The organism is Brevibacillus brevis (assembly GCF_001039275.2).
Classification (GTDB): domain Bacteria; phylum Bacillota; class Bacilli; order Brevibacillales; family Brevibacillaceae; genus Brevibacillus; species Brevibacillus brevis_C.
In genome coordinates this window covers 4757661-4772691 of sequence record NZ_CP030117.1, presented here as the reverse complement: position 1 = coordinate 4772691, position 15031 = coordinate 4757661, and the positions used below count along the sequence as shown (strand labels likewise).

Below are 15031 nucleotides of genomic sequence, written 5' to 3'. Positions count from 1 at the left end.
TCATTCTCACGAAAAGGGTGAGGGAGATGAATAACGAAGCATCCAGGGCCAAGCTATCTCCACCATCATTTTTCGCAATGACGTCCATGCAAAAAGTAAATGTGGAAAGATGGCAGGACTATCAAGAGCCGGAAGACTACGCGATGATTGTAGCAACAGACGGAGAGGGGCTCATTGAAATCGAATCATCGACATATCGGTTCTCTCGGGAGCGTTGCTGGATTGCAGCACCGCGTCAGAACGTTTGGATCAGTTGCACGAGTCACGTTCTCGACTACTATTATCTGACTTTTCGTGTCGTCCACACGGGAGCTCCGATGGAGGAGCAAGCTTCCGAGGCTTTTTTCTGTATGGGGGAGTTGACCTGTACTCCTTTTTCACGTGTCGTTGAATTGATTGCGGAGATTTACAAGCATCGGGATGCCACGGAGGCGCTGCAACGATTCTATAATCACGTGCGGTTTGAGGAATTGCTATGCGTTTTGGCCCTCCAAAATGTACCAGGCAAAACAAGTTTGGACCCGAGGCGGGCTGTTGAACGTTCAATTGCGTATGTAGAGGAGCACTATCAAGAGGCGCTGACCGTAGACCAGCTAGCACAGGAAGCGAATGTTCCACGTTGGCGGTATACGCAGCTCTTCAAGGAAATGACGGGAGAGATACCGCTCGATTACATGAATCAACTGCGGATCAATCGGGCGAAGCAACTCCTGCTCATGACAGGTGATCGGATCAACGAGATTGCCCAAAACGTCGGTTTCAACAGTGAGTATTACTTCAATCGTCGTTTCAAGCAGCGTGTAGGGCTAGCGCCAGGTAAATATCGCAACATCCATCGGGATGATTTACGAGTCGTCTCTCTTTATATGGAGGATTATTTGCTGGCCCTTGGCATTCGACCCGTCGTTCAATGGGCGCATACATATTGGGGCAAGCAGGACTATTTGGGCCTACATGATGTACCGACGTACGATGTGTTGACAGATGACGTGCAGCTCTTGTCCAGTCGTGCCCCAGATGTCATTATGCTTCGGGAGTGTACAGGCTGGAAGGCGGATGTGTATGCCAAATGTGCCCGGATTGCCGTTACATGCGTGATTCGGCAGTTCGGTCCTGAGTGGCGAAAAACATTGCGTACCCTCGGTGATCGGTTGGGCCGAAGCGAATTGGCAGAGCAGTCAATCGAGCAGTATGAACAAAAAGTAAGAGCTGCCAAAAATGTGATAGGACGCAGTCTCAAAGGGCAGAAGATAGCCTTCTTGCGCATCTCGGCTGATCAAATCCTCGTGGAGAAAAACTACACATCGCAGGTGTTGTTTCAAGATTTGGAAATGGAGCCGGCTCCTTTCGTAATAAAACAATTTGCCAAGCAGGTGAGAGAAGGGGTATCGTGGGAAGAGCTGTCTACGCTGGATGCTGATCATATTTTTTTCGCCTTTGACAAATGGCATGAGGGAAAACCAGGTGCCGAACAGCTACAGCTCAACCATCCCGTGTGGCAAGCGCTTCCTGCTGTCCAAAGCAATCGGGCGTATCAGGTGGATTTCATGACCTGGATGAATCACGGTGTGATCGCCAACGGAAAAAAGGTCGATGAAGTCCTAAAAGTATTAGCGTAAATGTACAAAGACAAGTTCGCGATTGTCCATTGACACAGTTTTCATGCATCGCCTAAAATTCTTTTATGATAATAAGAATCAATATCAACAAAAGCAACTCAGCTCCAAACTAACGAAAAAAAGGTGGCACGTATGAGTCAACACGCACATTCTCTGAAAGAGGGGAATAACGGAAAGCCGGTTGCGTTTCGCTCTCGCCCTTGGGCAGCGACGCTCATTTTGACTGGCGGGGTTTTCGCATTAATACTGGGGATGTTTTTGTCTGTGTCATTTGGAGCAGCCGACATCCACTTTGCTGTCGTATGGGAAGCTATTTTTCAATTTAATCCTGATATTACGCAACACCAAATTATTCAGGAGATTCGTTTGCCGCGTCTGCTCGGCGGTGCAATGGTCGGGGCCAGCCTCGCTGTTGCAGGTGCGATTATGCAAGGGATGACACGCAACCCGCTGGCAGATTCCGGATTGCTTGGGTTGAATGCAGGTGCCGGATTTGTTTTGGCTCTCTGCTTCGCTTTTTTCCCGGGTCTGCCGTTCATGTATCTGATTCTCTACAGCTTTTTGGGCGCTGGCGTTGGGGCCGGTATGGTTTACGGGATTGGTTCCTTGGCAAAAGGCGGCTTAACTCCGGTGCGCCTCGTTTTGGCGGGAGCCGCATTGACCGCACTATTGTCTGCGTTAAGCGAAGGGATTGCCCTTTACTTTAAAATCGGACAAGATTTGGCCTTCTGGTATGCAGGCGGTGTGGCGGGAACCAAGTGGTTTCAGCTTGAAGTCATGTTTCCGTGGATTCTCGTAGCCCTTATTGGAGCGATGATGCTGTCGCGTTCCATTACGATGCTCAGTCTTGGAGAAGATGTAGCGAAAGGATTGGGGCAGCGCACGGCGTTAGTGAAACTGGCAGGCATGATCATCGTCCTGATTTTGGCTGGATCAGCAGTCGCCGTTGTTGGGGCTGTAGGCTTTGTTGGATTGATTGTTCCGCATTTGACCCGCTTTTTGGTTGGGGTCGACTACCGATGGATCATTCCTTGCTCGGCCATTTTAGGCAGCCTGCTCGTTGTTTTCGCCGATTTGGCCGCAAGAATGGTAAATCCGCCGTATGAGACGCCGTTAGGGGCACTTATTGCGCTTATCGGTGTACCGTTCTTCCTTTACTTGGCGCGTAAAGAAAGAAGGGAGATGTAATCATGCAGCATATTGTTTCCCATTACCAAACGCGTAAAAGAAATAGAGCTTTTGCGGTTATGACGATACTCGCTATCCTCATTGTTATCGCGTTTATCATCAGTATGAACACAGGCTACATACGGTTGTCACCAAGCGATCTCCTGCTGACGCTAATCGGTTCAGGAACAGACAAACAAAGCTTGATCTTGTTTGAATTCCGCCTGCCGCGGATTGTTATTTCCCTCTTGATCGGGGCAGGACTTGCCGTATCCGGGTGTATTATTCAAGGGATTTCTCGCAACGCGTTGGCCGAACCTGGTATTTTAGGGATCAACGCTGGTGCTGGCTTGATGGTGATGTTGTTCATTTCGTTTTACCCATCAACGTCTGCGGCACCTGTTTTTTTGCTGCCAGTGTTGGCGTTGATTGGAGCCAGCGTGACAGCAGCGCTGATCTTCGCATTGTCCTATAAAAGGCACAAGGGATTGTCTCCGACCCGTATCGTATTGACGGGGATTGCCGTGGCGGCTGGGATGAGTGCTGCGATGATCGTCTTGACGCTGAAGCTGAGTCCGGACAAATACCAGTTTGTGGCGACTTGGCTCGCGGGTAGTATTTGGGGGACCAACTGGAAGTTCGTTCTTTCGTTGCTGCCTTGGATCGCCATTTTAATCCCCTATGTTTTTTACAAAGCACGTGTTATGAACGTGCTCAATTTGGGAGAAGAGTTGGCGAAAGGCTTGGGTGCACCCGTTGCCAAAGAGCAATTGAAGCTGCTGGCTGCCGCAGTCGGGCTTGCCGCTGCCTGCGTGGCAGTGAGCGGAGGCATCGGTTTTGTCGGGTTGATCGGTCCGCATTTGGCCCGCAGACTAGTGGGGCCAAAGCATGAGATGCTTTTGCCTACATCAGCGCTGACGGGTGCGCTATTGGTTATCGTGGCTGATACTATCGGACGCTGGATCATGCAGCCGTCAGAGATTCCGACTGGTATCGTGGTAGCCGTTATCGGTGCTCCGTATTTCTTGTACTTGCTGGCACGTTCAAAAGCATAGTTTTTGCAAATAGTGGATTTGGCGAGCGTTTTCCCGTTTAGGTACGAGGAAGACGCTCGTTTTTGTATAGGGAGAAGTGGGGATGAGGCAATTTGGGAATTGAAAAGAGGGAAATGTTGGAGGACAATGGGGAGAAGAAGCAACCGCCTTGTGTTTGCTATAATAACAGCATGAGCATGTATCGGGACGAGAAGGAGTAAGGCATATGATCGATCGATTAGACCACTTGGTTTTGACGGTAAAAGACATCGAAGCAACCTGTCACTTTTACGAAAAAGTCCTGGGAATGAAGGTTGTAACCTTTGGCGACGGCAGGAAGGCTCTGCACTTCGGCCAGCAAAAAATCAATTTGCATCAACTCGGACAAGAACGGGAGCCAAAAGCGATGCATCCAGTCGCAGGCTCCGCTGATCTGTGTCTTGTCACATCGCTTTCACTGGAGCAAGTCATTCAGCATATTCATGCATGCGGCGTCCATTTGGTGGAAGGACCTGTTCCAAAAACAGGCGCCATCGGGCCGATTCGTTCGGTGTATTTCCGTGATCCGGACCATAATTTGATCGAGGTTTCCCAGTACCTACCACTAGAATCAGGGGCGGCTTCCCTTGCTCCTGCTATCAAGGAGATTTCCAAGAGATTGCAAGAACGTGAACGAGGGACGATCGGCGCATACAGTGTCTTGCTCCCACTCGTCAACATGGCTGACAACCAGACAGGCATTTTATTTGAAAAAAGAGCCAGTACCATGCGGCGACAGGCTAATGAGGTATGTTTTCCGGGAGGGCGAGCTGAGAAGAGCGACGAATCTCGTTGGGCGACGGCTGCTCGGGAAACAAGCGAGGAGCTGGGTATTCCACTTGAGCAGATTCATTATGTAGGCGAGCTCGATCAGGTGATTGGGCCAGGCTCCTCTATCATTACGCCCTTTATTGGATACGTGGAAGGAATTCCTGATATGAAGCCGAATCCAGACGAGGTCGGAGAGGTCTTTATCCTTCCACTCGATCGTCTGTTGGCAACGCAGCCAGCGAAGTATCTTTCCTCTGTCATGACCGAGCCCGAAGAGGATTTTCCTTATCATCTGATCCCGGGTGGCAAGCGATATCCGTGGCGAAAAGGGACGGTCGAGCATTTGTTTTACGAGGTGGACGGGCGTGTCATCTGGGGGTTAACCGCCCGGGTGTTGGCTCAGTTTCTGGAATGGATTCGCAGCGACGACCAATCAACCAAGTAAACCAATATAGAGGAGTGGGAAAACCATGTGGACAAACAATCCTATCACTTCGCGTTTCCATTTGAAATGGCCGATTATTCAGGCGCCAATGGCAGGGGGAGCGACCACACCTGCCCTGGTAGCCGCTGTCTCAGAAGCGGGGGGACTCGGAACGCTCGGTGCCGCATATATGTCTCCTGAGCAGATTCGTGGGGCGATCAAGTCCATTCGGGCGTTAACAGACAAACCGTTTGGCGTGAATCTGTTTATTCCCGAAGATTTCGATGCGGATCAGCCGATCGCAGAAGGCGTTGCCCAGGCCATGAATGATGTGCGAGATCGATTGGGCATCCCGCACAATCCGCAGGTGACGCAATTTACAGAGCCGTTTGCTGAGCAGATGGCTGTTGTCTTGGAGGAACATCCCGCTGTTTTCAGCTTTACCTTTGGTGTTCTGGATCATCGCTTGATGGCAGAGTTGAAGCAGCGGGGAATCACTGTCATCGGAACAGCGACAACCGTTCGCGAAGCGATTGCATTGGAAGCGAGCGGAGTCGATATGATTGCCGCCCAAGGCAGCGAAGCAGGCGGGCACCGAGGGTCCTTTTTGCCGGATTCACCAAGCAATATGATTGGAACAATGGCGCTCGTCCCGCAAATCGTGGATCGGGTCAAGATTCCCGTAATCGCGGCTGGAGGGATCATGGATGGGCGAGGGATCGCAGCAGCACTCGCGCTAGGGGCACAGGCGGCTCAGCTCGGAACGGCTTTTCTGACCTGCAAGGAGAGCGGAGCACATGCCCTGCACAAGAAGGCCATTTTGGAGACGAAAGAAGAGTCCATCGTGATGACACGTGCTTTCTCTGGAAAATGGGCAAGGGGCATTCAAAATGAGTTTATGACAACACTCGCCCCGCTTGATCCTGAGCTTCCGACCTATCCGGTACAAAATGCCCTGACCAAAGACATTCGAGCCGCTGCGGGCAAGCAGCAGCAAAGTGCGTACATGTCGATGTGGGCGGGGCAGGCAGCTCCACTTAGCCAAGAAATTAGCGCGGGTGAGCTGGTTGAAAAGCTGGCAGCGGAAACGACGAGGATTTGCAGCAATCTGGGGCAACCTCAGTAGAATAAAAACGTGCAGAGAAAGCCACGCGAAAGACGGAGGAAATCAAATTGAATCAGGAATACGCTCTCAAGGGTAACCTTGTCGCAGATGGACATGAATTGCATAATGGTCTCGTCGTCGTGGGAAATGGAACGATCTCCTATGCTGGCAAGGCTGATGCGTATGGAAAAGCTTTGCCAGATCATGTGATGACAGTAGAGGATGGCTGGATTTGCCCTGGCTTCGTCGATATGCACATGCATGGGATTGACGGATACGACACGATGGACGGGACACCGGAATCACTTCAGGCCATCTCGACTGCACTCGCGCGGCATGGAGTGACGTCGTTTTTGGCGACGACGATGACGGCTCCTTATGATCAATTAGAGAAGGTACTGGTAAACATCGCTCAGAACAGCAGGGAAGGGCTTCCGGGGGCACAAGCGATCGGCATCCATCTGGAAGGTCCGTGGATCAATCCTCGTTACAAGGGAGCGCAAAAAGAAGAAAACATCGCGATACCCAAGCTCGATGCAGTGCAAAAGCTCTACGGACTATCAGAAGGTCTGATCAAGGTCGTGACGATTGCGCCTGAACAACCGGAAGCACTTGAAGCGATTGCCTGGTTAAAAGAACGCGATGTCATCGTGTCTGCTGGACATACAGGCGCTACGTTCGCTCAGGCGACGGAAGCGGTGGATGCGGGCGTACGCCATTTTACCCATTGCTTCAATGCCATGACAGGGCTGCATCATCGGGAGCCGGGCGTAGTTGGCGCCGCGATGTATCATGAGCAGTTGAGCACAGAGCTGATCGCAGATGGCATCCATGTGCATCCAGCAGTCATGAAGATTTTGTATCGGGTCAAAACGGCAGAACGTCTCGCCCTCGTCAGCGATTCCATGCGTGCAGCCGCGATGGGCGAAGGGACGTACGACCTCGGTGGACAAGAGGTTCACGTTCAAGATAATCAGGCGAAGCTCGCTGATGGGACGCTTGCCGGAAGCATTTTGACGCTGAATCGGGCGGTCGGCAATATGGTGACGCTGAGTGGTGTCTCTTTGCCAGATGCAGTGGAAATGGCTTCCCTGACACCAGCAAGCATCCTTGGCATCGGCGAGCGAAAAGGACGTTTGGCGGTAGGGTATGATGCAGATATTACGGTATTGAATTCACAATTTGACGTGACCATGACGTTTGTTGCGGGTAAAGAAGTCTATCACCAGTCAAAATAGTTTCTAAATAAAAAAGCAGTCCAAGGCTCGCTCTTGGATTGCTTTTTTAGCATGAAAGAATAAAGATGTCCCCGGACGGCTGTGGTCGGGGCGAACCCCTGTCACATGTTTTCCAGTCGCCTGTAACCTCACTTCGTACGGGCGGTCTCCTTCCAAACATGTGACCGGACTTCCGTACAGCTTTCGTTTTCTTCCTGGTTTTACCCCATTTTTAGAGGTCAACTCAGGGATGCTTTCATAATCCTTCGAAGAATGGCTTCTAGCATCACCTTTTTTTACAAAAGCCGCGTGGGAAGAAGTGTATTTCCAGTCCAAGAGCCTCTGGAGCCCGCCATTTATTTCGGAGCGGCCAGTTATACCCACAGCAGGGCGGAGGCCGAAGCGTAAACTGGAAATGCACTTCTTCCCCCTCCACAGCTCCTTCTTACAACTGCTGGTGCAACGACTCCGGCTGAAACCAGATCTTATGAAAGTCCAGCCAGCCCGACGAATTGATCGACACGCCTCGTAGAGACTTGTGGAACGACGTAAGGGTCTTTTTCTGAACGAGATACAAAACAGCATAGTTTTCTTTAATCATGGCCTCAATCCTGGCGAGATGGTGCTCCCGCGCAAGCCTGTCTGGCTCCTGAAACGTCAGGCAAATCTCCTCGTTGATGGCAAAAGCCAACGATTCATCAAATGCGGGGAGAAAGTAATTTCTTTGCAAATACATCTCCAGCTCGCTAATTTGATCGCTGCTAAACACATTGCCGTACAACTGGCAGTCATGTTCGGGCAAACAGTCGCGATTCGAAAATTCCCATGGTTCTCTCACAGCGACTTCCAGATGAATGCCATACTCGCGGCATCGTTGTTGAATCCATAGCGCATCTTCTTCATGGTAGGCTGTGGTCACGAGACGCAATGTTTCTCCCTGATAGTTGCTTTCCTGTAGCAGGGACATGATTTCGGCATGGCAGGGCTGCTCGTTCTCTTTCGCTCTTACCTCCCTTAAAACAGGGTGATACGTGCGGAAGCCTTTTGCGGGATAGATGCGATCACCGCCCAAATCGGCAATCATTTGATCGCGATCAATCAGCTTATCAAGCGCCTGACGGAACTTGAAATGATTGTGTGGACCGCTCTCCCACTGGTTAAAAACAAGCAAATTACAGCACGAAAAAAACGCCTCCGTATCGCACCAGTCCTGACCATCCTGAATGACGGCTTCCTTCAATGCTAGTGCTTTCGACTGGACACCGTGCGACACCATTACAGACGCCCAATTTGGTTCTTTTAGGCACCCCATGTCCAACTCGGGAAAAATCAAAATTTCCACACGATCCAACTGCGGTCTCCCCAGAAAATGAGCAGGAAATGCTTCTAGAATACAGATCCCCTCGTTAAGTCGGACCAGCTGAAAGGGTCCTGTTCCAATTGGCTTTTCTCCAAAGCCTTTCTCATCCTGCCGAACGATTTCTTCTGGAACAATGCTTGCGGGTATCGTCGCCAACAGCCTCAGAAGCAAGTAATTGGGTTCTTTAAGCTGGATGCGCACAGTTCTGTTGTCAATGGCTATAAGCTGATCTATGTCACGAAACATCCAGCTTGCTTCATACGTGTCTGGATGCAAGCGAAGCCGATTCAGGGAAAAAACGACGTCATGAGCAGATAGTTCCCGTCCGTGATGAAACAGCACGTTCTTTTTCAAATAAAAGGTCCATGCTGTGGCATCTGGACTGCTTTCCCAAGAGTGGGCGATGGAAGGCAAAATCGAACGACTATTCAGATCGTAACGAACGAGCGTATTGAAAATTTGGCCCGCGAGATGTGCATCGAAGTGGTAATAAACCAGACCAGGGTCCAGCGTCACAATCCTGCGGTAAACGGGAAAGCGCAGGATATCTTGGGAACGGTTCGATACAGAGTCGCTGGAGAAGCCCATTCCTTCCGAGAGCCAATCCATGATCTGGTCTTTGACGGCTGTTTTGCCGTAGCGATTCATGAGCTCCATTGCTTCTTTGATGTCGCCCTTGTCTATTTGCAGCTTGACCTCGGCCAGAAGAATTTCATCGGAATCAGCATGAAGCGTCATGACCGAGACATTCCCTCGCCCGCGTCCCGCCTTCCATTCGACCCACCCCAGCTCGACTAGCTTACGGACAATCAGCTTGGCGTAACGAGGCGTACAGTGCCAAATCCCAGCCAGCTTTTCGATAGTGACAGGGAATGGTTTCCCGATTTCTTCTTGATGAAAAAACGAGCGAAGCTCTAAAAAATGCAGAACGGTAACCATGCAGGCCCTCATTTCTCAGTTAAAAATGCATGTTCGAAAAGGTGATCGGATTCAATCAAATCGAACCCTTTTTCCCCTTTTTCTAGTTCCATATACTGAAGATAACACGAGAGATAACAAACGGGAATGGGAAAGAGAGATGGGGAGAATGAGATTTCATCCAGTGGCATGGGGAGTCATTATCGGAACATTTTTGTCACGCACAGGCTTTTTTATGACGCTGCCGTTTTTGGGCATTTATTTAGGAAAGGTAAAAGGAATTGATCCGGCGATCGTTGGCTCGATCCTCGCACTCAGCTTGCTGGTTGGGACGATTAGCAGCTTTGCTGGGGGAGCACTGTCTGACCGATTGGGCAGATATCCTGTGATGATTACTGCGATGGGAGCGTGGAGCATCGTCTTGATCGGGTATGTTTTTGCGACGGAGACGTGGATGTTCTTTGTTTTAAGTGCCTGTAACGGTCTTTTTCGAAACGTATTTGAGCCTACAGCACGCGCCCTGCTGGCGGATGTCACGTCGGATGATCAGCGGGCAGCGGTTTTTAACGCCAGGTATTTTGCGATCAACCTGGGCGGAGCAATCGGTCCATTAATCGGCTTGCAACTGGGTGCAGGGAGCACGTCCTTGCTACCGTTCCTCGTCACAGCCATCATTTTTGCTGTGTACGCAGTTGTGTTGGTGGTATTTATGGTCATGTTCAAGGAACAGCTGAAGAAGGACGCGGCTGCTGATCCGGTCACTATGAATCAGATGGCACGCATTGTTTTTACAGACAAAGTATTTCTTTACTTGTTGCTCGGGAATTTGTTCGTTGCTGGTGCCTACTCACATCTGGACACCACACTCTCGCAGTACATTGGGCATGATCGAATAGAGGCGTATTCCTTTTTATTTGTAGTGAATACCATCTCGGTTTTAGCACTTCAATATCCGCTCGCCAAGTTTATGAAGCGGTACTCATCGATGACCGCGTTGAAGGTGGGCTGTCTCTTGTTTGGATTAGGGCTGTTCGGTTTCGGGCTATTTACGAATTTGTTTTGGCTATCCGTGTCGATGGTGGTATTTACGATCGGCGAAATCTTGTGCTTTGTCGTCGGAGATATCCTGATCGGGGAAATCGCCCCCCAGCATTTACGTGGAGCGTATTACGGAGCCAGCGGTTTTGCCTTCCTGGGACAGAGTGTGTGTGCCTGGATCGGCGGGGTGTTGCTCCAGGTACTCGGCTTTGGACAAGGGCCGCTCATTTTCGCGATCCTTATGCTGTTGACCTTTATCGCGCTTCCGTTTTATCAACGCGGCCAATACTTATGGGAGCAGCGGCAACAGCAAAGAAAAAGCTGTGAGAAATCTTCCCAAGTTATGATTTGAATAGGGTGTGATCTCTTGTTTTCCATATCCAACTGACTAGTTGTTCTTTTGAATGACGCCCCACATGTTTCCGCTCGGGTCAAAAAACTTGAGCACCCATCCGAAGCCATCGTTTTGGTAGTGGGTAATCGAGACTTCATGGGCCTGCAAATAATCATGGAGTGCATGCACATCGGAAGTGGTGTACAAAAAGACAGGCATGGGTTGATGATCAACGGTAAAGGTTGTGGACGTCTCTTCATCCGTTTCCCATATCATCAAGGTGGGTCCGGCAGACAGGGCAAGAAAAGCGGAAGTACGATACCGCGCCTGTAAGGAAAAGCCAAGGTGATTGCAGTACCAGACAATGGCCTCTTCCAAATTTTTCACGGGAACTTGTACGTGAAACAACGATTCCAAATGTGCCATGATCAATCATTCCCCTCTCCATCCTTTTTCTTTATATTGCCATAATCCCCCATCTTTCGTTATCATTTTTTGAGAGGAAAGATAGGGGAGGCCATGACATGGGACAGGTAGAACGGGAAAGAGGTCTGAAAAAAGGCACGATCCTGCAAAAAGCTTATCGGATCAAAAAGATCATTTCCACAAGTGAGCTGTCGAATGTGTATGTGGTCTACCATATGAAAAGCAAGCGGACACTCATTCTCAAAGAGTTTTTCCCTCAAGCATTGGCGATGCGAGATTTGGATCACGTGAAGGTCATTTGTCGCAGACCATCGTTAAAAACCAAATTCGACATGCTGCTAGACGGCTTTTGGCAAGAGGCGTCTCTACACAAAGAACTGAATCATGAAAATATCATCGGATACATCGACCATTTTGCCGAAAATGGCACAGGTTATCTCGTCGTGGACTATTGCAAAGGGAAGACGCTGGATGCGTATGTATTAGCACAAGCAGAGCTTGATCTGGGAGCATTTTTGCATCAGACGGTACTTCCGATATTTGACGGATTAGACTATTTGCACAAAAAAGGCATCATTCATCGCGATATCAAGCCCAAAAACATCCTGGTTACCGAAGCTGGCCAGCCTGTGCTGATTGATTTTGGCTCGGCGATTTATTTTGTGAGTGATGAACCCAAGCCGATTGTGACGACAGAAGGGTATTCACCGCTTGAGTTTTACTCGGGTCAATCCAAGCAAGGAGTCATCTCGGATATTTATAGCTTGGCTGCCACGCTGTATTACTGCCTGACCAAAGAGCGTCCCGTTGATGTGGCGGCAAGAGTCATTGAGGATCGCTTGCCATCGCTTCGAACGATCAACCCTGAGGTTCCGCTGCTGCTGGCGAATGTCATCATGTGGGGATTGGCTGTCGACTCGAAAAAAAGATGCCCCACACTCAAGCTGTTTGCGACAGCAATTCGTGCAGAGCATCTGATTTGGAAAGGAAAGACGCGCTTCTCTCTTAGGAAGCTTCCTCATTAGACGATTTCTTAAAGCGAATTTCGATCTCCGTCATCCGATCCTCGAAGGTCACATACACCTTGTCATTGTATTGGAGGACGAGCTTTTTATGTCGGGGCATGGTTTCCTTGCCCCGCTCAACTGTGCAGTGACTATGGTTGACCAAGAGCAACGTCTGATTTTTTCCAGGCTGGAAGTAAATCTTCTGCGCTTCGGGTAAATGCTCATTCACATCCAAACTGGTGAACAGCTCCTGCAATGTGATCCGTTGTTTCTTGCCAAAGGAGGCGAGAGGCCAAAACTTGACTGGTATGTCGTGGCCGCTTGCCGTGTGCAGGAAATACCCCTCCAGACGACCTACAAAGGCTGGTTTAGGACGTGTAAGCAGGTAAACACCGTAGCCGATCGCTGCTACGAGCAACACAATTATGCCGATGGTAATGTAGCGATCCCATACCGAATGCACGGTAATGACGAGCGGGCCTGTGACGCTTGCTCCTTCCGCATCCGTGGCGGTAATGGTGATTTCTAATGTGCCGCTTTTCTCTGGTGACAGCTTCAGAGCCGCGTCTTGGATCGTAGCGACAAATCGTTCGTCTGGATCAGCGGTGACAATGGTATAGGTCAGCTTGTCGTTATTGGCATCTGTGAAGAACGAACCCAAATCGATAGCCTGCTCGCCGTTTTCCTTCTCGATCGTCAAGGTATTGACCGAGGCAGCAACTGGCGCGATATTCGTCATATCAAAAACGCTCGAAGCCGTCTCGCGATAAAAGTCCGGGCCGTTCATAAAGATTTTCCACTCGTACTTGCCCGTGTGAGGGAAGACGTAGTCGACCGTAAAGCTATCACCAAGATTCTTCATCGGGACCTTTTCTTCTTTTTTCCCCGCGAGATCGTTTACGATCAGTTCTGCTTGCATGGATGCGTACACATCCTTGTCATCCAGTCGTTTGCCCCCTTCCAGGTGGTGGAGATAGGTAGTAAACGTAGCAGGATTCCCCTTGATAACAGGTTCAGGCTTGACCTCTACACCCGCCATCAAGCTGTAATTCCCCAGTAAATTGATTTTCACCAAATCCCCGGGTTTGCCTCTAAATTTAACGAGATAGTTCCCCTTCTTCGGCTTTTCGATTTTCATCAGCGAATATTTTTTCGATTTCATAAAATGAACATTTTGCGATTGATAGTACACTTGCGATTCCAGCAGCGGATTGTTGGACAACAGGATGATGTTCGCTTCCTGCATACTGGAGTTAGGAATGGTCACGGTCACTTCCTGCAAACCACCGGTAGCTGTCATCGCTGCCACCGACACGAGCTGCGATTGAATATGCTTGGCAAAAATCTGATTGAAGATTTCGGGCAGGTCATCCGTACTTTGTGTGACAAAGGAAGTTCCGCCTGTTGCCTCTGCGATTTTTTTCAATTGATCCTTTTGGACGGAGCCATCGCTATTGAGGCCAATCGTATAGATCGGATAGCCTTGCGCTTTTGCTTTCGAGATAGCTGTTTCCGCATCCTTGTTGGATGCTGCCACACTCCTGCCACCCGCATTTTGCCGCAAATCTGTTCCTCCGTCTGAGAGAAGGATCAAAAATGGCTTGCGAGCCGGGTCCTTTGCTTTTTCTATCATCTCTGCCCCTCTGCGCAAACCGAGCCCCAAATCCGAATACCCGGAGTAACGCAACCCTTGAATGGTTCGCTTGAGCTGTTCCCGATTTCTTGCTTCGGCCATGCTTGCTGGAGACTGAGCTTGTACAATCCGATCATTATAGGCGACAAAGCCAATGCGGGTACGGGTGGCTTCGCTCATATCAATGAACATACTCATGACCTCTGCGGCTGTTTTGCCGGGGTCCGTTTTGTTCATGGAATTACTCGTATCAACGACAAAGACCGCGTCTACTCCCGCATCTGCTGTTCCATTTGCCCCCGCAGCAAGAGGGGCGGACAAGAAGAGCATGGGGAGGAGCAGTCCGATGACCACCATTCGAAAAAGTGGCGGCAGAGAGAGGGCTGACTGACGATTTTTGTACATACATTCACCTTTTTTCTGAAAAAAATTTTAAAAAGTTCATGACTTACTAAAATGGGACGATTTACCTATAAATGTTTGTTCGTATAAAAGATCGGTTTCCTATTGCCGATGTATATAAAAGTTAATAACACCCATTTTTGTAAATATGAGGTGAATGCATAATACTCCCCAGCGGCAACTAGGGAGAATCATCTATCAGTCCTTGTGCTTCTTTTCTAGTAAGAGAGGGGACAAGGCGAGGCTTAACCCTTCTTTTCCGAAGACCTAGGAAAGGAGACTCGGTGTCTTCAGCATAAAACGGGAATCCAAGAAAAGGAAGATTTGTGGAATAAAATGGGTCTAAATACTGAGAATGGTCACATAGGTATAGGAAATTTGTCACAATCGGCGGAATGTTGACAAATAATGCGAGCAAAGTTTAATTTAGAGGCAAGATTTTTTGTTTGTTTTTGGTATAAATGTCACGATTTGTATCCTTATTCGTGAAGTAGGACTCATCATTTATCAAGTAGGACTAAGTGGTTATGCAGACAA

11 protein-coding genes are annotated in these 15031 nt (G+C 49.5%); 8 read left to right on the top strand and 3 right to left on the bottom strand.

Annotation, left to right across the window (positions count from 1 at the left end; all coding sequences use genetic code 11):
• Window positions 1-86: 86 nt before the first annotated feature.
• The 6 genes from AB432_RS23065 to nagA all read left to right on the top strand — a co-directional run bounded on the left by AB432_RS23065 (window position 87) and on the right by nagA (window position 7397).
• Entirely contained in the window at window positions 87-1619 is a 1533-nt protein-coding gene (locus AB432_RS23065) for an AraC family transcriptional regulator (protein WP_235617533.1), read from the top strand.
• Between the two features lie 132 nt (window positions 1620-1751).
• Entirely contained in the window at window positions 1752-2807 is a 1056-nt protein-coding gene (locus AB432_RS23060) for a FecCD family ABC transporter permease (RefSeq protein ID WP_048034264.1), read from the top strand.
• Window positions 2808-2809: 2 nt separating this feature from the next.
• Window positions 2810-3841 (top strand): FecCD family ABC transporter permease, encoded by a 1032-nt coding sequence (locus AB432_RS23055; RefSeq protein WP_048034263.1) that lies wholly within the window; start codon window positions 2810-2812, stop codon window positions 3839-3841.
• 205 nt (window positions 3842-4046) lie between these two features.
• Entirely contained in the window at window positions 4047-5075 is a 1029-nt protein-coding gene (locus AB432_RS23050; RefSeq protein WP_053079616.1) for a VOC family protein, read from the top strand.
• Window positions 5076-5100: 25 nt separating this feature from the next.
• Window positions 5101-6180 carry an NAD(P)H-dependent flavin oxidoreductase gene (locus tag AB432_RS23045; protein WP_048034262.1) on the top strand — a complete coding sequence of 360 codons (1080 nt, stop codon included), beginning with the start codon at window positions 5101-5103 and terminating at the stop codon, window positions 6178-6180.
• Between the two features lie 47 nt (window positions 6181-6227).
• Window positions 6228-7397 (top strand): N-acetylglucosamine-6-phosphate deacetylase, encoded by a 1170-nt coding sequence (gene nagA, locus AB432_RS23040; RefSeq protein WP_048034261.1) that lies wholly within the window; start codon window positions 6228-6230, stop codon window positions 7395-7397.
• Between the two features lie 424 nt (window positions 7398-7821).
• Here the strand turns inward: nagA and AB432_RS23035 are convergent, their stop codons facing one another.
• Complete coding sequence (locus tag AB432_RS23035) at window positions 7822-9675, bottom strand: SgrR family transcriptional regulator (protein ID WP_048034260.1); 1854 nt, start codon at window positions 9673-9675, stop codon at window positions 7822-7824.
• A gap of 148 nt (window positions 9676-9823) precedes the next feature.
• Between AB432_RS23035 and AB432_RS23030 the strand changes: the two genes are divergently transcribed.
• Window positions 9824-11044, top strand: a complete 1221-nt coding sequence (locus tag AB432_RS23030; RefSeq protein ID WP_048034259.1) for an MDR family MFS transporter — start codon at window positions 9824-9826, stop codon at window positions 11042-11044.
• A 36-nt stretch (window positions 11045-11080) separates the two neighbouring features.
• Here AB432_RS23030 and AB432_RS23025 read toward each other — a convergent pair whose 3' ends face one another.
• On the bottom strand, window positions 11081-11452 hold the full coding sequence (locus AB432_RS23025; RefSeq protein WP_048034258.1) for a VOC family protein: 372 nt from the start codon (window positions 11450-11452) through the stop codon (window positions 11081-11083).
• A gap of 98 nt (window positions 11453-11550) precedes the next feature.
• Between AB432_RS23025 and AB432_RS23020 the strand changes: the two genes are divergently transcribed.
• On the top strand, window positions 11551-12477 hold the full coding sequence (locus AB432_RS23020) for a serine/threonine protein kinase (RefSeq protein ID WP_048034257.1): 927 nt from the start codon (window positions 11551-11553) through the stop codon (window positions 12475-12477).
• Here the strand turns inward: AB432_RS23020 and AB432_RS23015 are convergent.
• Window positions 12458-14497, bottom strand: coding sequence for a VWA domain-containing protein (locus tag AB432_RS23015; protein ID WP_048034256.1), 2040 nt, complete (start codon window positions 14495-14497; stop codon window positions 12458-12460). The genes AB432_RS23020 and AB432_RS23015 overlap by 20 nt on opposite strands.
• Between the last annotated feature and the right edge of the window lie 534 nt (window positions 14498-15031).